Genomic DNA, 19,894 nt, shown 5'->3' on the forward strand with positions numbered 1-19,894 from the left:
GCCTTCATGAAGAGAATGTTCAGGCTGGGGAATTTCGTGAACGATATTCCGTTGAAAACTAAATTTTTTCTTATTTTTGTCATTGGTGTACTGCTGCCTATTCTGGTGGTCAACCTCATCTTTATGGATCGGATGTCGGAGCTGATCCGGGAGAGAGAGGAGCAGAACCTCGATATCTCGATGGAGCGGGCTAGGAAGGATATTCATAATTTCATCGACGGCGGGGTGGCTGTAAGTCATGCGCTGAGTACGGATAAGACCCTTTACGAAATGCTTGATCGCGAGTATGAGTCCCAGCTGGACTTCTACGAAACCTTTGATGAGCAGCTCCGGAATCGGGTAACGAGCTACATACCGGTTAACAACCAGATTCAGCGGATTAGCATCTTCACCGAAAATTCCACCATTGTGTCCGGCGGCAATTATCATGTGATCAACGATAATGTGCTCGAGAGCGACTGGTATGCATTATGGAGCAGCTCGGCCCATCCGGTGCTGGTGGCGGCGTACAGGGCGGCAGAAGCGAACAACTCGGCATCGACGGTTCCGTACTTAAGCGTGATTGAGAAGATGGATTACTACGATACCTATGACACCTATGAGAAGCTGCTTCGAATCGATATCGATTTAAGCAAGATTTATGACGTCATTGTACGGGAACGCGATTATCTGGATATGTATTTGGTGAACGAGAACAATGAGATTATTATGTCGGCCAGCAGCGGTTATGAAAGAGGGAAGTACAGCGCATATTCGAAGCTTGACCTGGAGCAATACGACGAAGAGGATCGGCATGTGTTCTCGATCGGAACGGCCAGGTACGTGAAGGGGTGGAAGCTGATCGGCATCAACCGGGGGAGCCGGATTACTAGCGCCATGCTGGATATGCAGCTGTTTACCGTTGTATTGGCAGCGGTTGTTACGCTGGTTGCGGCGGTCTTTATTACGGTCATGCTGAGATCCTACAATTACCGGGTGAAGCGTTTGGCGCGTCATATGCAGAAGGTGAGCAACGAGAAATTCGACTTGATTGAACTGGACGAAGGCCGGGACGAAATCGGCGGACTCATCCGGAATTTCAATCAGATGACAGCGAAGATGAACTCCCTGATCAACAATGTGTACAAGCTGGAGATTCAGAAGAAAAGCCTGGAGATGGAGCGGGTTCGGGCTGAATTGAACTTTTTGCAGAGCCAGATGAATCCCCATTTCCTGTTCAATACCCTGAATGCGATATTGGTGGTCTGCACGAAGAATCGATACACGGATGTGACGGATATTATCAAAAGCTTGTCCAAGCTGCTTCGCAGACTCCTGAGCTGGAGAGAGGATTTGGTCTCCGTGGAGGAGGAAATCAGATTTATCGAAATGTATCTCAAAATCGAAAAATTCCGCTTTCGGGATAAATTCGAATATCAATTCAACATCGATATGGAAGCGCTTCATTATAAAATTCCGAAAATGAGCATTCAGCCGCTTGTTGAGAATGCATGCAAATATGGCTTGCAGGCGATGGATGGAGCGGGTCTGGTGACCATAAGCGCTTCGGTTGCCCGTGATTATCTTCGCATCGTCATTACGGATAGCGGTAAGGGCATTGAGCAAAGCAAGCTACGGGACATTATTCTCTCGGTTCGCAACGAGCAGTTCTCGGGCAACAGCTTCGGCATTCGAAACGTATATCGGCGGCTGGAGCTGTACTACGACGATCATGTCATTTTCAACATTGCCAGCACCCCGAATCAAGGGACAACCGTTTCATTCGAGATTCCGATCCGGCTGTTGGAGTCTCGGGAGCATGAAGGCGGAGAGGGGGAGAACCATGCCTTTCAAAGTGCTGTTGATCGATGACGAACCGGGTGCGCTGGAAGGGCTGGCGCTGTGGATCGATTGGGAACGCTTGGGGTTTAGCGTCTGCGGAACCGCGGGCAACGGAGTGGAAGGCTTGAAGATGATTCATGGGCTTGCGCCGGATTTGGTCATTACCGATGTAAACATGCCGCTAATGGACGGGCTTCATATGATTGAAACCTGGCAGCAGCATCACCGGGATAGCAGTGTGAAATTTGCCATCATGAGCGGCTACAGTGAATTTGAATATGCAAGGAAGGCATTGCGGCACGGCATCCATCACTACATGCTGAAGCCTATTATTGCAGAGGAAGCCGAGGAGGAGCTCGGCAAGATTCATGCTGAGCTGATGCAGGAGCATCGCAGATTAAGCCTGAGTGCGATTGCTAAGAGGGAAGAGGATGTTTCGCTGATCATGGAAACGCTCTTGGAGATGCCGCTTAGGGCTAGCGGCCTGTCGAGGCTTCAGGTTTTATCCTCCGCCCATCAAGAGTGGAACGTATGTCTGATCCAAGCAGAGTCTGCCTTGTTTCCTGACGTCAAGGAAACCGTCGCCCGCTTGTCAGCCCACACGAATTCGGAGTATGTCATCGATCTGGAATCGAACCGGCTTGGTTTGGTGAACGGTTATTCCCCTGACAACGGGAGCGTACCCTCAGGCACGATCCGCGAGCTGGTCCGCCATTATGCAGGACAGCGGCTGTTTATGGCTGTAGGAGAAGGCCAGCAGTCTCTGGTGCATATCCGTCGCTGCTACGAAACCGCCAAGGAAGCCATCGAGCATCAATTTTACGATCCGGCGTACGGAGGGATGATTTCATATGAAGAGGTACGGGATCGGCCGTTTCATTATCGTTACCCCACGAACCTGTTGGATGATGTCATCAGGTCCGTGGAACTCCTCGACAAGAAGGGATACCGCGAGGCTGCCGGATTGGCTGCATCCAGGTTTGCGGAGCAGCGAATCGCGCCGGGGATCGTGAAGAAAATGGTGATCCATGTTTTGTATAAAATCATGGATTTGGTGAGGGAGGCGGAAGGCGCGGAAGCTCGAATCCTTGCAGCCAAATCCAATGCAGCTGGATTAACGGACGGAACCTTCCATTTGAACGACTTGATGGGAGAGCTGCTGCGCTTCGGGGAAGAGTGCATCGAGCTTCTTCTCAAGGAGCAGGCCCGGCATTCGCAAGGCATAATCCAGGAGATTAACGATTATATTCGGCAGCACTACCGGGAGAATCTGACCATTAAGCGATTGGCGGAGCTTTTTTATCTGCATCCCGTCTATCTCGGCCAGCTGCTGATGCGTAAGAATGGGATTGGCTTCAACGAACTCATACATAATTTGCGGATTGAGGAAGCGGTTGCGCTGTTGAAGCAGAACAAGCTGAAGAACAGCGAAATCGCCGAAAGGGTCGGCTATACCCACTACAACCAATTCCTTAAGCATTTCGAAAAAAGATGGGGCATGGCACCGAATGAGTTCAAGAAGAGGATGTTCTAAAGTTTTTAAGGTTAATGCTTTAATTATAGTATAGTCCGCCTTTGAAAGCGCTTTTAAAATAAAGGAAGGTTACATGAAGAGGCGTATCGACCAACGATGTAACCACATTATGACGGAGGTGCTTTTATGGGGGGTAAGACAAAATCATGGCTTCGGCTCAGCACGGTGTTGCTGTTGTCGCTTTGCATCGTCCTTACGGGCTGCGGGGGCGGAAACGGGAATAGCGGGGCCCAGCCGGAAGCAAAGGACTCCGCAGAACAAACAACACCCGGGACGGACGGGGATAAGATCGAACCATTTGAGGTGAGTGTTTTTATCGGTCAGCCCGACCAGCAACCAACACCTGACAACAAGATTTATAAATTAATCAGGGAAAAGACAGGAGCATCCTTCAAATTCGAGTTCCTGGCAGGCGATATTGACCAGAAGCTCGGCGTTATGATTGCAGGCGGCGATTATCCGGACATGATGACAGCGAATCAAAAGCTGACAGCGGCCGGTGCCTTTATCCCGCTCGAGGATTTGATTGAAGAACATGCGCCAAACTTGAAGAAGCATTATGAGAAGTACTGGAACATGATGAAAGACCCGAATGACGGTCATATTTACAATCTTCCAAACTACGGTGTAACGAATGCTGATGTTACCTCGTCTTATTATTCGGGCCCAGCCTTCTGGATTCAGAAGGACGTATTGGCAGAGGCAGGATATCCAGAGGTTAAAACCTTGGATCAATATTTTGACATCATTAAACAATACAAGGAAAAGCATCCGACCATCGACGGTACCCCGACGATCGGCTTTGAAATTCTGAACTATGACTGGAAAAACTGGGGCCTGTTCAATGCTCCTCAGCATTTGATCGGTCATCCGAATGACGGCGGTGTAGTTGTTAAAGACGGCAAGGCGGAAATTTTTGCCGATAAGGACTATGCCAAACGTTATTATAAAAAGCTGAACGAAATGAATGCCCTGGGTATCATCGATAAGGAAACGTTCACCCAGAACTTTGACCAGTATATGGCGAAAATCTCCAGCGGTGCAGTTCTTGGCATGTTTGACCAGCACTGGAACTTCCAAAGCGCAGAGGACGCGCTGATTACTCAGAAGAAAGATGAAAGAACGTATGTCGGTCTTCCGCTTGTATTTGATGAAAGTATCAAGGATCATTACAAAGATCGTCCGGCTCTGAACCTCAATAACGGTTTCGGGATCACGGTCAACGCATCCGAAGAGCAGGCAATCAGAATTATCAAATTGTTGGATACGCTGATTCAAGAAGATTGGCAAAAAATCTTGTCCTGGGGGATCGAAGGGGAAGATTACATTGTCAAGGACGGCCGCTTCATGAAAACGCAAGAGCAGCGCGATCTGTTTACCGATGCAACCTGGAAGCTCGCGAATAAAGCCGATTCTTTCCACGGTCAAGCACCAAAAATGGAAGGTTTATTCTCGGACGGCAACGCTACGGACGGCGCTGCACAGCCTGAAGAAATGGTAGCCGCTTTGAGAGAGTATGACAAGAACTTCCTTGCCCAATACGGTTTCAACAGCTATGTTGACTTCTTCAGTCCAGCTCCTGAGAACGAGATTGCTTACCCGGCATGGTCGGTCGACCTGGTAGACGGATCTGAGGCGAAAATCGTGAATACGAAGCAAAATGAGTTGTCCACGAAGTACTTGCCAAAAGCCATTCTTGCTAAACCGGAAGAATTCGACAGCGTCTGGGATGAGTACGTCACTGATATCCGCAAGCTCAACATCAAGGCTTATGAGGATCGGATTAATGAAGTGCTGCAATGGAGAAGAGACACTTGGTCTGTTAAGTAAAGCAGCGGAAGGTACATGAATCGGAAACGGGAAGGCTTCTTGCCTTCCTTGTTTACGAAATATGGGGTTTTGGGGAGAACAAACTTATGGAAGAGACCGTAGTCAAAGACTCTGCCGTCCGCAAGCCTAAGACAAACAAGAAAATCACCTGGGCCGTACTCAAAGAACAGAGACAGTTGATCTATATGTCGGTGCCTCTAATGGCTTACATCATCTTGTTTGCCTACGTTCCTATTTGGGGATGGACCATGGCTTTCCAGGACTACAAGCCGGCTAGAGACTTTAGTGAACAGAAGTGGGTAGGCTTTAAACATTTTGAATTTCTTTTTAAGGACGATAGTTTCCTGCAAGTGCTTCGCAATACGCTCGCAATGAGTGTTATCAATATGATTCTCGGCTTTACGACTGCAATTATCCTTGCATTGTTACTGAATGAAATTCGGAAAGTATTTTGGAAAAGAACCGTACAGACGATCTCCTATCTTCCGCACTTTCTATCCTGGATCATCGTAACCGGGATTGTGGCGACGAGCTTGGCTTCGGACGGAATCATCAATGATGTCCTTATGAAGCTGCATCTCATCAAGGAGCCGATCCAATGGCTCAGTGAAGGCAAATACTTCTGGGGAATCGTCGGAGCGTCGCATGTTTGGAAAGAAGTCGGCTGGAATACGATTATATATTTGGCTGCGATGGCATCCATCGACCCGGCGCTTTATGAGGCTGCCGATATGGACGGGGCAAGCCGCTATCGGAAAATGTTCCATGTTACTTTGCCGGGCATTAAGCCAACGATCATTATTCTGTTGATCATGCAGGTCGGTCACATTCTGGAAGCAGGCTTCGAGGTTCAATACTTGCTGGGCAACGGTCTTGTTGTCGACTGGTCGCAAACGATTGACATTTTCGTGCTGAAGTACGGGCTTGCCCAAGGCAATTACTCATTAGCAACGGCTGCCGGTATATTTAAAACGGTCGTTAGTGTGACGCTGTTATTGATTGCAAACGGAGTCGCGAAACGGCTAGGGGAAGAGAGGCTGCTATAGTGGACAATCAAACAATCAGCCCTGGGCCAGCAACTGCTGCCGCAGCGACTAAACCTGTCAGAAAAAAAAGCGTAGAGCCGATCCTTTTTAATACATTCAATACCTTGTTTATGATTGGTCTTGTCGTTGTCACATTATATCCGTTTCTGAACACGATCGTCGTTTCCCTGAATGCGGGGAATGATACGATCCGGGGCGGAATCTATCTCTGGCCGAGGGAATTTACCTGGCAGAACTACAAGGCGGTATTCGCTTCGGGAACGATATATGACGCGTTCTGGATTTCCGTGGCAAGAACAGTGCTTTCAACGCTGCTGAATCTGGTCTTGACCACGATGCTGGCGTATACGCTGAGCCGTCGGGAATATGTATTCCGCAAGCCGATTACATTGATCTTTATTCTGACGATGTACTTTAACGCAGGCTTGATTCCTGGATATTTCTTGATGAAGGACTTGCACCTGCTGAATTCGTTCTGGGTATATGTGATCCCGTCGATGATCAGCGCATTCAATATGATCGTTATCCGGACGTATATCGGAACGATTCCGGAAAGCTTGGTCGAATCGGCAAGAATTGACGGAGCCGGAGATTTTAAAATCTTCATCCGGATCATCTTCCCGCTGTGTAAGCCGGTGCTGGCAACCATTGCGCTGTTCGTGGCCGTGGGGGCTTGGAACTCCTGGTTCGATGCATTCATCTATACCTCCTCCCGCCAAGAGCTGAGCACTTTGCAGTATGAGCTGATGAAGCTGCTGTCATCCAGTATGAACGCGAACAGCAACCCGGCAGTGGCTGCCGGCGCAGGGATGACGAAGGACTCTGCGGTGAACATGGTAACGCCGATTTCGATTCGCGCTGCCGTAACTGTCGTGGCATCGGTTCCGATTCTGCTGGTTTATCCGTTCATGCAGAAATATTTTGTCGTTGGGTTGAACGTAGGCAGCGTCAAAGAATGACCAGGATTTTGCTAGTGGACAGATCATACATGCAACCGATGAGGAGGCAAGCATTCCGTGTCTAAGAGAACGATCTTTAGAAAGATCAGCCTGATGCTGATCGGGTTCATGCTGCTCATTCCGCCCAGCTGGAGTGCGGCGGCAGTTGAACCGGCACATACGCCCGCCGATCAGGATCTTGTGATACACCATCATTTCGATGGCGGGACGGAGGGGTGGTTTAAGCGGGGGACGGAGACGGTGACTTCCGCGACCTATGCCTATGAAGGGACAGGGAGTTTATTGACGGAGGGAAGGACAGCGACCTGGAACGGACCGGGGTTTAATCTATCCGCCACGAATCGGCTGGACAAGGGAGCGACATATGAAATTTCCGCTTATGTCCATCTGAAGGAGGGCACCCAAGGGTCTCAGAAGCTTCAGCTTGCCATGCAGCAAACCGGGGCCGAGCCCGAATACGTGAACTTCAGCAGCCCGGTCGATGTAACCGCCGACGGGTGGGTGGAGGTAAAAGGCCGTTACAAATACGATTCCAATGCATCAGCCCTGCAGGTGTATCTGCAGAGTCCGAGCAGTCCGGACGCTGCTTATTATATGGACGACTTCAAAGTCCGGCTGATTGAGCCGGCACCGGACCCGGGCAATGGGATGCCGGGGGGAGAGAATACGATCGTATGGGATTTTGAAGACGGAACGACGATGGATTGGGGACCTCGCGATTCGGAGACCGTAGAAGCTGTGCCAGAAGCAGCCCATAGCGGCGGCTACGGCTTAAAGGTCCATGATCGGACGAACAGCTGGAACGGGCCCAGCCAGGATGTCAAGGACATCATGGTGAGCCAAAAAACGTATACGATCTCAGCCTATGCCAGGCTTGAGCAGGCTCCTGCCGCTGCGGTCAAACTATCGCTTTCGATGGAGAATAAAGCGGCGGGCGCAGCAGAGACGTCCTATACGACCATCGCCTCAGCCTCCGCGAGCGGCACGGAGTGGGTGGAATTGAAAGGAACCTTCGGCTTCAGCTCGGATATGGAAACATTGAAGCTGTACGTGGAAACCTCGGATCTTTCCAATTTCTATGTCGATGACATTAAGCTCGCTCTGCCAGGCTCCATTCAGACGGATATACCCGCCCTGAAGGATGTGTATCGGGAGTATTTCGAGATCGGGGCAGCCGTGGAGCCCAAGCATCTGTCCGGCGTGCACAAGGAGCTTCTGGATTATCATTACAACTCGCTTGTTGCCGAGAACGTGATGAAACCGGAATCTCTCAATCCGAGAGAGGGAACCTATAACTTTACCAACGCGGATCTGATCAGGGATTATGCCAGGGATCATGATATGAACCTCCGGTTCCATACGCTGCTGTGGCATCAGCAGGGCGCCGAATGGATGCTGAAGGACGATCAGGGCCAATATCTTGAAGCCACGCCGGAGAACAAAGCGCTCGTCCTTCAGAGGCTGGAAGCTTATATCCATGAGGTGGCTGGCCGTTACAAGGGGGATGTCCGCGATTGGGACGTCGTGAATGAGGTCATTGACGAAGGGCGTCCGGACGGCATGCGGGACAGCCAGTGGTACCGGATAACGGGACTCGACTATATCCGGACCGCATTTCATGCTGCGCGAGACGCAGCCGGACCCGAGGCCAAGCTGTACATCAACGATTACAGCACGCACAACCCGAAGAAACGCGATTATTTGCTGAATCTCGTAAAACAGCTGAAGGCGGAAGGCGTTCCGATCGATGGCGTGGGCCATCAAACGCATATCAATATCAGCGGGCCCTCCATCCAGCAAATCTCGGATTCCATCCGGATGTTCGGCGAGGCAGGATTTGATAATCAGCTTACCGAGCTGGACGTTTCGGTGTACACGAACAATACCGACGCCTTCCAGACCGTTCCTCAGGAATTGCTCGACAAGCAAGGCTATCGGTACAAAGAGCTGTTTGAAGAATTGAAGCGGCTGGACCAAATGGGCGTTGTTGCAGGCGTGGAGGGTGGCTGGATCAGCAATGTCACCCTGTGGGGGATTGCAGACGACCATACCTGGCTGCATGACCGTCCCGCGGGGACGGGCCGCCAGGATGCCCCGTTTCCTTTTGACAAGCAATATCAGGCCAAGCCAGCTTATTGGGGAATGGTCGATCCCTCCAGGCTAACGATTGTGAGAAAAACCGGAATGGCTGTGGAGGGTAAGGCCGTCATCGACGGACAACCGGATGCTTCCTGGAATCTGGTTCCGGCATTTAAGACGGAGAAGCTGGGATCGTTGTCTGCCGAATTTAAGACGCTATGGGACAAGGACCATATCTATGTCAGGGTTGACGTGAAAGACGGATCGATAGCCCCGGGGGATCAGGTTGATATCTTCGCGGTGGTGAACGGTACCCTGCAAGAAGCCCGGATTCAGCGTGGAGCCGCCAACACGGCAGAGACCGCGGGAGGTTACGCGGGGGAGGCTCTTCTTCAGCTAAACGGAGCAGGGGCATTGGGCGGTGACATTTATTTCGATGTCAGGGTAACGGATTCCGGTTCGGATGACGGTTCCGAGCATGGCAAGAACGGAGCGGTGGTGTCCTGGAGCGATCCAAGGCATGCCCAGGAGAGCGATCAAGACGGACTCGGCATTCTTACGCTCGTTGCTGCGCCGAAATCGGCCCAAGCCGGCTACGGGACCCCGAAGGTGGACGGCGAGCTGGACCGTGTCTGGAAGGACGCCGCGGAACTGGCAACCGACGTGTGGGTCGAGGGTAACAGCGGCGCAACCGCAACATTCCGGACGCTATGGGATGAGAATTACCTGTATGTTTACGCTATGGTTAGCGACAGCTTGTTGTCGGATGCGAGTCCCAACGTATGGGAGCAGGATTCGGTAGAGATTTTTGTGGACCAGAATAATGGAAAGACGGATGCTTACCAAGAAGATGATGGACAGTACCGGATGAACTTCAACAATCTGCGTTCCTTTGGCGGTTATGCGGGCGAGGATAACTTCACTTCGGCAGCGAAGGTGACCGACGGGGGATATGTCGTTGAAGCCGCGATCCGCCTGGATAAGATCAAGCCTGAGAAAGGCACGGTCATCGGATTCGATTTGCAGGTGAACAACGATGAAGACGGCCAGGGTACAAGAGACAGCGTGGCCATCTGGTCGGATCCGTCGGGCCAGTCCTATCAGAACACGTCCGGGTTCGGCGTGCTGGAATTCACGAAGAGCTCCGCACCTGGCGGAGGAGACGGAAACGGCGGAGAACATAACGGCGGCGGTGGCGGAGGAAGCGGTGCAAACGCGGGCGGTGGCGGAAGCAGTCCAAGTCCAGCTCCAAACACGCCTTCACTCGAAATCCGGAACAACGACGGGCGGATTCTCGCTGTTCTCACGAGCCAAGTCCTTCAGCAGGCATTGGATAGGGCGGCAGCCGGTGTGGAAGGGCCGAAGCGAGCAATCGTGGATATCCCTGCTCAAACAGAGGCCCAGTCCTACGAAATTCAATTGCCGGGCAAGTGGCTGCTGGGGAACTCGGAGGTTGTGTTGATCCTCCAAACGGAGTTCGGCGCACTGGAGCTGCCAAGCGCATGGGTTCGGGGAGCCGGAGTAAAGGATACGGAAACCGTCGCGCTGCGTCTGGCGAAAGCTTCGGGCAGCAATCTGGGTGCAGCCCTTCGCGAGGAGATCGGTGATCGTCCGGTGTTCCGGGTAGAGGCTCTTGCCGGCGACCGGGCCCTGTCGTGGAGATCGGGCAAAGCTCGCTTGATCTGGTCGGTGCCTTACACACCAACCAAGGAAGAGCTGGCACAACCGGACCATATCTTTGTCAGGGAGATCGATGCCAACGGGCAAGGCGGGCCTCTTCCTAACAGCCGTTATGATGCGAAACAGGGGATCGTTCGCGCAGCGCTGCCGCATGGCGGCACGTTTGCAGTCGCTTCCGCATTCAAGACGTTTCATGACCTGAAGCATGTGCCGTGGGCGATCGATGCGATCGAAACGATGGCATCCCGCGGATTTATCCAAGGGGTAAGCGAAACGATGTTCGATCCGCAGAACGAAATCACCCGGGCCGAATTCCTCGTTATGCTCGTACGCGTGCTGGGACTGGAAGGTTCGGGCGAAGGCCGGGCAGCATTCGGAGATGTTACGTCTTCGGCCTATTATTACAAACACGTGCAAATCGCCTCAGAGCTTGGGCTCGTTCAAGGCGTCGGCGGAAATCGTTTCTCGCCGGACACGCCGATGACGCGCCAGGACATGATGCTGATCACGCAGCGTGCCCTGGAGGCGGCAGGCAGGAAGCTGGAGGGCGAAGGGGCGCTGGATGCTTTTGCCGATGGGGATGAGGTTGCCGAATATGCCAAATCGAGTGCAGCTCTGCTTGCAGGGTCGGGCATCGTGAACGGCATGAACGGCAAAATCGCGCCGAAGGCTTACTTTACGCGTGCCCAGGCAGCCGTGATTCTGGACCGGATTTGGAATTGGGAACTGATTAAGGCCGTGAATCGTTAATGCGATGATCGGACGTGAACGATGAAAAGCAGCATGTACGTATGAATGAGATGGAGGCCACCCGTTGCAACGGGCTGGCCTTTTTCGTGCAGATCCTCCTGGCCAGGCGGGCGGCGAGCTATGAATCATGCGGGACAGGAGAATCCTTTTCTAGCAAAAGACGTCTATCTTCGTGCTTTCTTGGAAAACCTATTCATAGATTCAAGATTCTAAGCTAGCGCTATTAAATAATCTATGAATATAGGTTGGAGGTTGATGTACTTGTATCGTTCATCCGTTCATGCTGAAGAAGCCGATCATCCGGAGTGGGCGCCAGATCTTCTGGGGAGGGTTACCAAACGGATCGGCAGCATTATCGTCGGACATGAGGAGCAAATTTCGTTAACGATGATTGCCTTGCTGGCCGGGGGCCATGTGCTGCTGGAGGACGTGCCGGGAGTCGGGAAGACCATGCTGGTGAAGTCGGTGGCTGCGTTAATCGGCTGCGATTTCAGCCGCATTCAGTTCACTTATGACCTGATGCCAGGGGACATTACGGGCGCATCGGTCTATTATCCGCACACGGGAGAATTTGTATTTAGGCCCGGACCGGTGATGTCCAATATCGTATTGGCCGATGAGATTAACCGGGCATCGCCGCGGGCGCAATCGGCGCTGCTGGAGGCGATGGAAGAGGGGCGCGTCACCGTGGACGGCCATACGTATCCGCTGCCTGCCCCGTTCTTCCTGCTGGCAACGCAAAATCCGTACGAATATGAAGGCACAAGCCGCCTGCCGGAGGCGCAGCTGGATCGATTTTTGATGAGATTATCGCTGGGCTATCCCAACATGGAAGGCGAATTGGAGCTGCTGGAGCGGGGAATGGGCAGTTCCAGACTGGAGGATCTGAAGCCGATCATGATGGGCTCCGAGCTCATCCGGATGCAGCAGAGCGTGTCCCGCGTCTTCGTGGATGACACCATCAAACGCTACATGGTCAGTGTGGCCGATGCTTCCCGAAGGCAGCAGGGCGTATCCCTGGGCATCAGTCCGAGAGGGACATTAGCGTGGCTCCGTGCTTCGCAGGCAGCAGCATTTTTGACAGGACGAATGTATGTCATCCCAGATGACTGCCTGCGCGTTGCCGTACCGGTGCTGACCCACCGGATTCACCTCGGTCATGATGCACGCGCAGCCGGCGTGACTCCTTATGAAATGGTAGAATCCATCCTTACGAGGTTTGATCTGCCGCGCCAGCGCAGCCGGAAGGGAAGCACCTCATGAGGCGGCGTCTGCTGGAATGGTTGAGAGGCATAGCCATCTGGTCGGTGTCTTTGGGGCTCTATCTTTGGTTAGGCGGGGAATCGCTGCGGCTTGTTTGGTGGGCATCCACGATTCTATTGCTTGGAGGGGCTATGACGAGCTTGCTCGGTCCGACCCGAATCACCATCTCGCACACAAGCTCCCCTTTGTGCATACAGGCTGGAGACTCCGTCCAGATGACGGTTCATGTTGCCTATCGTTGCATTCTTCCCCTGCCATGGCTTATCATCACCGACCGCATCGGCAGCAGGACATATCGCAAACTGCTGTTCCCGGGCATGCGGCGACGACTTGAGTATACCTACCGACTGAACCAGGTTCCCCGCGGAGTCTGGTCTTCGATCTATAGCGAGATGGAATGGGGCGATCTGTTCGGCTGGTTCAGGACAAACCGAAGTCTGCTCAGCGATTCGGGCGGCCTGATCGTGCTGCCAAAGCCCGCGGAGTGGCCTGTGGCCCAGATGCCCATGCATGGAAGCGATATGGATACGGAAGATGAACGCGTACGCTTCAACGTTTGGAATGAAATGAGAGGATCGGGCGTGCGCGATTATGTTCCAGGGGATCCCATGAATCGGATTCATTGGAAGAATTCCGCGAAGCTTGGCCGCTTGCAATCTTTTATGCCTCATGAGGGCTTTGGAGCAAGGCAGGGCGTTGTGCTGGATACATCGCTCCAAGGGTATGAGGGCCATGAAGCCCGGAAACCGCAGGAAGTATTTGAAGAAGCGGTATCGGCTGCAGCGGGAATGGTATCCCGGCTTATCCGCTATAGAATCCCCTATCAATTATGCATGGATGGGACGGATTTAGAGGGTTCATCGATTGAACGCAAAGGCGGGTCCAAGGGGCAGCCGGATTCGTTGGTGCCTCTGGCCTCTGTTCAGCTAACCGGGAATGATCCGATGCGGAACCGAAGATTCCAGCAATCCTTCAATCCCTCGCAAAAGAATACGGATTGGGCTATCATCACCGGGTACTTCCATCAGGGTGCCGCTGTCACCGGCATAAGCCTCTTGAATGCGGGCTGCAGAAAGGTGACCATTTATTGCATTCAAAGCGTAAGCCGGTTGAAATTGGCTGAAAGCACAGCGGCGGCTCCATCGGAGAATCAGGCGCATCCGCCGTGGGCGCAGGAATTTTTCGGCAAAGGCGGGAAGCTGGTGTATGTACGTGAAAAGCCAGCAGTAGAGGTAGAGCACCCTATCAAGATCGGAGGTGCCGTCCATGACAGGACCGGGCAGCTCGCCCGTTAGGGCTGGCGGCAGTCGGGAAACAGGGTCATTCGGATCAAGGAATGTGCCTTCGGTATTCGTTTCCAGATTGTCGCACGGAACGCTGCTTCATCGCATATTAATCACGCTGCCGGTGACGGGACTTCTGTCAGAGTGGCTCTTGCCCCTTCGGAATGCGGGTGAAACAGGCGGCCGGTTTGTGCTGGAAACCTTATTCCTATGGGCTTTGTTTCTGCTGCTTCAAGGGTTGTTTACATGGCGAGGCTGGGTGTGGCTGCCGCTGAATGCCGGGCTGGTGGTCTGGCTTTGTTCCCGGTTGTTTGAATATAGCGATCCGCTCGCATGGCTGTCCGATTACGCTTCGCTGATACTTCCAGGCGACGCTTCGGCTTTCAGAAATGCGTGGGAGTTTACGATCTTAAGCCAGGAAACGAGGACGATCATCCTGCTTGTCGGCTGGGGCATCATGGTATCCGCAGTGCATATGCTGGCTCTGTATCGCCGGACCGTTTGGCTGTTTGGCGGTTCGACGCTGGTTTATTTGGCGGTGCTGGAGTCTGCCATGGAAGAAAGCGTCTATGGGGATATGCTGCGCGCGGTGCTGTACATGTTGCTGGCCCAGGGCATGATGCTGATCCTTAAGCTGAAGCAGGAAACCGTGGAGGGAACCTCTTCGGAAATGGTCCTCCCCGAACCAATGCGAACCGGCCGCTTGTCCGGGCTGCCAGTGCTGCGCTGGAGCCTGTTTGTGCTGCTGGCCTCCGTTCTGATCGCGGGGATTACCCGAGTAGGAGGGGGCTTGGGCGAGCCTTCGCCAGGCATGGGATTGAGTGTGGCGGAAATGGCGGAACGACTGGCGGGATGGGGGGATCGGCTCCGCGGAAATACGGAACCGTCGATTCCTGCCTCCCAGGTTGCGGGATATGCTTCCCAAGGAGAAGATTTGGGAGGCCCTCTGACGCTCAGCGATGCATTGTATTTTACGGCGCAATCGCCTGTACCGACGTATTGGCGCGGAGACACGTATAATCGATATGACGGCCGAAAATGGGATGCAGATCCCTCCATCCGCAAGCCAGTCAAGCTATTGGAGGACCTGAGCGGTTTCCTGCCGTATTGGGAGCGTCCTTCTGGAGAGACGATCGTGCAGTCGCTGACTTTTGTACAGGAGACCCCCGTCCCATCTTTGCTGTCGGGAGGTATTATTACCCGCGTTAAGGAGATGCATTCTTCCAAAAAGAGAGGTGCGCCAAGGTTGGCCGTCGACAGGCTGTCCGAAACGATTTCCTTGCAAGGCGAGAGGGCGGTGTCCGGTTATACCGTAGAGACTTTATACGTGCAGCCGGAGGAGCAAGCGCTCCGCAGGGCGAACGGGGACGATCCCGAATATATGGAAGAAATGTATCTGGAGCTTCCCGAGGAACTGCCCTCCAGGGTGAAGGATTTAGCGCGGAAGATTACATCGGACGCCGCGGGCAGGTATGAAACGGCGCAAGCTATCGAATCCTATTTGGAGCAGAACTATACGTATACGCTGCAAACCTCCGTGCCACCGGAGGGCCGGGATTTTACGGATCATTTTTTGTTCGATGCGAAGGAAGGGTACTGCGTTCATTTTGCTACGGCGATGACCGTCTTACTCCGATCCGAGGGCATCCCCGCACGCTATGTGACGGGATTCGCGCCTGGCGATCGGGTGGCCGGCACGATGGATCGTTACGAGGTCGCCCAAAAGAATGCGCATGCGTGGGTGGAAGTGTTTTTCCCGGGACAGGGGTGGGTCCTGTTTGATCCGACTCCGGGCTTTGGGGTCGAGGGGATGTCCCCGCCTCCGGCTGCCGGCGATTCCGGCTCCGCCGGAATGATGTCATGGCATACCTTGTGGAGTACCATGATCTACGCTGCCGTTAAAGTGCTCCTTGTGATATCCGCCATCGGTCCCGTGATGTTTGGGGTCGCGCTTTTGTTGATCTTCCCTCTTATTGTGGCCGTCATTTGCCGAATTCCGGCCGTACGCCAAAGTTGGGCCTTCATGAGGATGGCCCGGACGATAGCGGTCAGCGGGCGGGAGGGACTCGTATCGGCGGCGGTATGGGTCTGGGACAAGTTGCAGCGCAAGTATGGGGATCTGGAAAGAGGGCAGACCATGCGTCAATACGTCAGCGCCCTGTCGATTGCCGATGCCGAATTCAGGGCGGAGCTGGAGGCGTTCGCGTCGCGTTGGGAGCGGGCGGCGTACCAGGATGAACCTTGGTCCCGTACGGAAAAAGTACTCTTTTTGCGCCAATGCATTCGAATTGTCAAAAAACTGGCATGAAAACAAAGGGCCCTCTTTCTTGACGGTATGAATTGGGGTTGCGTATAATTAATTTCATTAATCAAGGGAGGCCCGGTAATGAATAAGCCTAATGAAATCATCGTCGTTTTGGACTTCGGTGGACAGTACAACCAACTTATAGCACGACGCATTCGCGATCTTGGCGTTTATAGTGAGCTTCTGCCATACAATACGCCCGTCGAGAAGATTAAAGATCTCTCCCCGCGCGGCATTGTTTTCTCAGGAGGTCCTTCCAGCGTGTATTCCGAGAATGCACCGCATGTGGATCCTGCCATTTACGATCTGGGACTGCCGATCTTCGGCATTTGCTACGGCATGCAGCTGATGGCTCAGCAGCTGGACGGAAAAGTAGAGCGTGCTTCGAAGCGCGAATACGGTAAAGCCGAATTGGAATTCGCTCCGAACTCGACGCTTGTCAAAGGGATTGAGCAAAAACAAACCGTATGGATGAGTCATGGCGATCACGTGGTATCGCTGCCTTCCGGCTTCAAGCTGGATGCAGGAACGGAATCCGCTCCGATCGCCGCGATGAGTAACGAAGACAAGAAGCTGTACGCCGTGCAATTCCATCCGGAGGTTCGCCACTCCGTCCATGGTAACGAAATGATTAAGAATTTCCTGTACGAAGTATGCGGCTGCGAAGGCAACTGGAGCATGGAGACTTTCATCGAGGATCAGGTTCGCGAAATCCGTGAAGTGGTCGGCGAGAAAAAAGTGCTGTGTGCACTGAGCGGCGGCGTTGATTCATCCGTTGTGGCCATGCTGATTCACAAAGCCATCGGCGATCAGCTGACATGCATGTTCATCGATCATGGACTGCTGCGCAAGGGCGAGGCCGAGAGCGTGATGGAGACCTTTGTCGGCAAGTTCGACATGAAGGTCGTCAAGATTGACGCTCAGGAGCGTTTCATGTCCAAGCTGAAGGGCGTGGACGATCCGGAGAAAAAACGTAAAATCATCGGCAACGAGTTCATCTACGTATTCGATGAGGAATCCAGCAAGTTTGATGATTTCGCATTCCTGGCTCAAGGCACGCTGTATACCGATATCGTGGAGAGCGGAACGGACACGGCACATACGATCAAGTCCCACCACAATGTCGGCGGGCTGCCTGAAGACATGAAATTCGAGCTCATCGAGCCGCTCAAAGCCCTCTTTAAGGACGAAGTTCGCAAAGTCGGCGAAGAGCTTGGCTTGCCGGACGAGATCGTTCATCGTCAGCCTTTCCCTGGCCCGGGTCTTGCGATTCGCGTACTGGGCGAAGTAACGGAGGACAAGCTGCAAATCGTCCGCGACTCCGACTACATCCTGCGCGAGGAAATCGCGAAAGCTGGTCTGGATCGCGAAATCTGGCAGTATTTCACGGCGCTTCCGAACATGAAGAGCGTCGGCGTTATGGGTGATGCGCGCACGTATTCCTACACCGTAGGCATCCGCGCCGTAACCTCCATCGACGGCATGACGGCGGACTGGGCGCGCATCCCATGGGATGTGCTGGAGAAAATCTCCGTCCGCATCGTGAACGAAGTCGAGAACGTCAACCGCATCGTGTACGACGTGACTTCCAAGCCGCCAGCAACGATCGAGTGGGAGTAATTTTTATACTGCTTCACTAAACATAAAAACCTTCAAATCCACATCCGTGGGATTGAAGGTTTTTTGCGTTGGTACCATACGAGCTTTCCTCTTAAAACAATGGATTGAGGCCCTGGTTTATTGCATGCATCTTTTGTCCAATAAGATAAATAATACGTTAAGGTGCAATGGGTAAGAGCGAGCTTTAGGGAAGTTGAACCAAGACCGAACCTGTGAGGAGGAAAAGAATGAAAGCTATCGTCATTGACCGTTATGGTGGCAAGGAAGAGCTTCAGGAAAGAGAAGTACCTACTCCTGCACCGCAAGCGCATCAGGTCTTAGTCAAAGTGGCCGCTACCTCGATCAATCCAATTGACTGGAAGCTTCGAGAAGGCTATTTAAAACAAATGATGGATTGGGAGTTTCCCATTATTTTAGGATGGGATGTTGCCGGGACCATTTCGGAAATCGGGAGCGAGGTAACGGATTGGAAAGTGGGGGACGAAGTGTTTGCCCGCCCGGAAACGACCCGGTTTGGCACATATGCCGAATTTACTTTGGTGGATGACCACCTGTTGGCACGCAAGCCTGCTGCTATCTCATGGGAGGAAGCGGCATCCGTTCCGCTCGCGGGACTCACTGCTTGGCAGGCGCTGTTTACACATGGTGAACTGACCAAAGGAGAGAAGGTATTGATTCATGCAGGCGCTGGCGGCGTCGGCATGTTCGCTATCCAGTTTGCCAAACAAGCGGGTGCTTACGTCATAACGACCGCCACCGAACGCAATCATGAACTGCTTGCCTCACTCGGTGCTGATCGGATGATCGATTATCGGACGACCCGATTTGAAGATGAATTATCGGATGTGGACGTTGTGTTCGATACGATGGGCGGTGACGTGCAGAAGAACAGCTTTAAAGTACTGAAACAGCATACCGGGCGAATCATATCGATTGTCAGCGATTTTGATGAAGAACTGGTAAGAAAATACGACGTGACCGCCAAAAATATATGGCTGGATCCCAATGGCCAGCAGCTTCAGGAAATAGCCGATCTGTTAGAGCAAAAAAAGGTAAGAGCCGTCGTGGGAGCTACGTTTCCTTTTTCGCGAAAAGGGCTCTACGATGCCCACGCATTAAGTGAGACCCACCATGCTGTCGGTAAAATAGCCATAAGTTTCTCCTAAGGAGATAGACGATTCCGATTTCATCCTGCGTGTCCGGTTTCGACCCGCGTCTGCCACCATCGGATGTAAAACACCTCACCGGGCGGATTTCGATGAACATGTGCGCATCTTCCCAGGTTTTGGGTTATTTTTAGCCGTATGTAGGTCAGTCGTCCTAGAGCGGAAAGCTTTTGGAAAGGCAATTCCCGAACGTTTCTTTAAATTGACAAGTTTAATATTCGTTTTTGTTGTTGACAAGGTTGGGCTTCTCGTCCTAGAATATGTGTAGAAACCGACACGACAACTACAAATAACGAGCTTTTTCGTATAATCCCGGGAATGGGCCCGGGAGTCTCTACAGGTCACCGTAATGATCTCGCTACGAAAAGAAGAGCGGCAATATAATGATGCGGACTCGTCCAGCATTCGAGACCGGCCTGCAAGCTGGAGCAAAGCTCCAATGCAGCAGACCGGTTATTCGATAAGGATGCTGCCCGGCAGCATGCGAAAGATTGTTTTGCGGCTCTTTTTTCAAGCGACGGCCCTAGGGATCTATCCTTAGGGTCTATTTGTATGTTG

The 19,894-nt window shown here is 52.7% G+C and carries 11 protein-coding genes and 1 riboswitch; all 11 genes read left to right on the forward strand.

What is annotated here, in order from left to right; all coding sequences use genetic code 11:
• The first annotated feature begins 6 nt into the window (after positions 1-6).
• The 11 genes from AC3RCL_RS04420 (at position 7) to AC3RCL_RS04470 (ending at position 19,336) form a co-directional block, all read left to right on the forward strand.
• The gene (locus AC3RCL_RS04420) at positions 7-1,851 is read left to right on the forward strand and encodes a sensor histidine kinase (protein ID WP_012819054.1); all 1,845 of its coding nucleotides are present in this window, start codon (positions 7-9) and stop codon (positions 1,849-1,851) included.
• Positions 1,823-3,355, forward strand: a complete 1,533-nt coding sequence (locus tag AC3RCL_RS04425; protein ID WP_492534639.1) for a response regulator transcription factor — start codon at positions 1,823-1,825, stop codon at positions 3,353-3,355. Before AC3RCL_RS04420 ends, AC3RCL_RS04425 begins: the two co-directional genes overlap by 29 nt.
• 126 nt (positions 3,356-3,481) lie before the next feature.
• Positions 3,482-5,185 (forward strand): extracellular solute-binding protein, encoded by a 1,704-nt coding sequence (locus tag AC3RCL_RS04430; protein WP_145040907.1) that lies wholly within the window; start codon positions 3,482-3,484, stop codon positions 5,183-5,185.
• 86 nt (positions 5,186-5,271) lie between these two features.
• A complete protein-coding gene (locus tag AC3RCL_RS04435; RefSeq protein ID WP_036664362.1) occupies positions 5,272-6,231 on the forward strand; it encodes an ABC transporter permease in 960 nt (319 codons plus the stop codon).
• Positions 6,231-7,190 (forward strand): carbohydrate ABC transporter permease, encoded by a 960-nt coding sequence (locus tag AC3RCL_RS04440; protein WP_492534640.1) that lies wholly within the window; start codon positions 6,231-6,233, stop codon positions 7,188-7,190. Before AC3RCL_RS04435 ends, AC3RCL_RS04440 begins: the two co-directional genes overlap by 1 nt.
• A gap of 57 nt (positions 7,191-7,247) precedes the next feature.
• The gene (locus AC3RCL_RS04445) at positions 7,248-11,699 is read left to right on the forward strand and encodes an endo-1,4-beta-xylanase (RefSeq protein WP_492534641.1); all 4,452 of its coding nucleotides are present in this window, start codon (positions 7,248-7,250) and stop codon (positions 11,697-11,699) included.
• Between the two features lie 255 nt (positions 11,700-11,954).
• Positions 11,955-12,962: an AAA family ATPase gene (locus tag AC3RCL_RS04450; protein WP_492534642.1), complete on the forward strand. Its 1,008-nt coding sequence runs from the start codon at positions 11,955-11,957 to the stop codon at positions 12,960-12,962.
• Positions 12,959-14,257, forward strand: a complete 1,299-nt coding sequence (locus tag AC3RCL_RS04455; RefSeq protein WP_492534643.1) for a DUF58 domain-containing protein — start codon at positions 12,959-12,961, stop codon at positions 14,255-14,257. Before AC3RCL_RS04450 ends, AC3RCL_RS04455 begins: the two co-directional genes overlap by 4 nt.
• Positions 14,229-16,553 carry a transglutaminase-like domain-containing protein gene (locus AC3RCL_RS04460; RefSeq protein WP_492534644.1) on the forward strand — a complete coding sequence of 775 codons (2,325 nt, stop codon included), beginning with the start codon at positions 14,229-14,231 and terminating at the stop codon, positions 16,551-16,553. The genes AC3RCL_RS04455 and AC3RCL_RS04460 overlap by 29 nt, the downstream gene beginning before the upstream one ends.
• Positions 16,554-16,631: 78 nt before the next feature.
• Positions 16,632-18,170, forward strand: coding sequence for a glutamine-hydrolyzing GMP synthase (gene guaA, locus AC3RCL_RS04465; protein ID WP_012819063.1), 1,539 nt, complete (start codon positions 16,632-16,634; stop codon positions 18,168-18,170).
• Between the two features lie 227 nt (positions 18,171-18,397).
• Entirely contained in the window at positions 18,398-19,336 is a 939-nt protein-coding gene (locus AC3RCL_RS04470; RefSeq protein WP_145040918.1) for an NADP-dependent oxidoreductase, read from the forward strand.
• Positions 19,337-19,618: 282 nt separating this feature from the next.
• A riboswitch (purine riboswitch) is annotated at positions 19,619-19,717 on the forward strand.
• Positions 19,718-19,894: the final 177 nt, after the last annotated feature.

Source organism: Paenibacillus sp. MT86 (assembly GCF_058792535.1).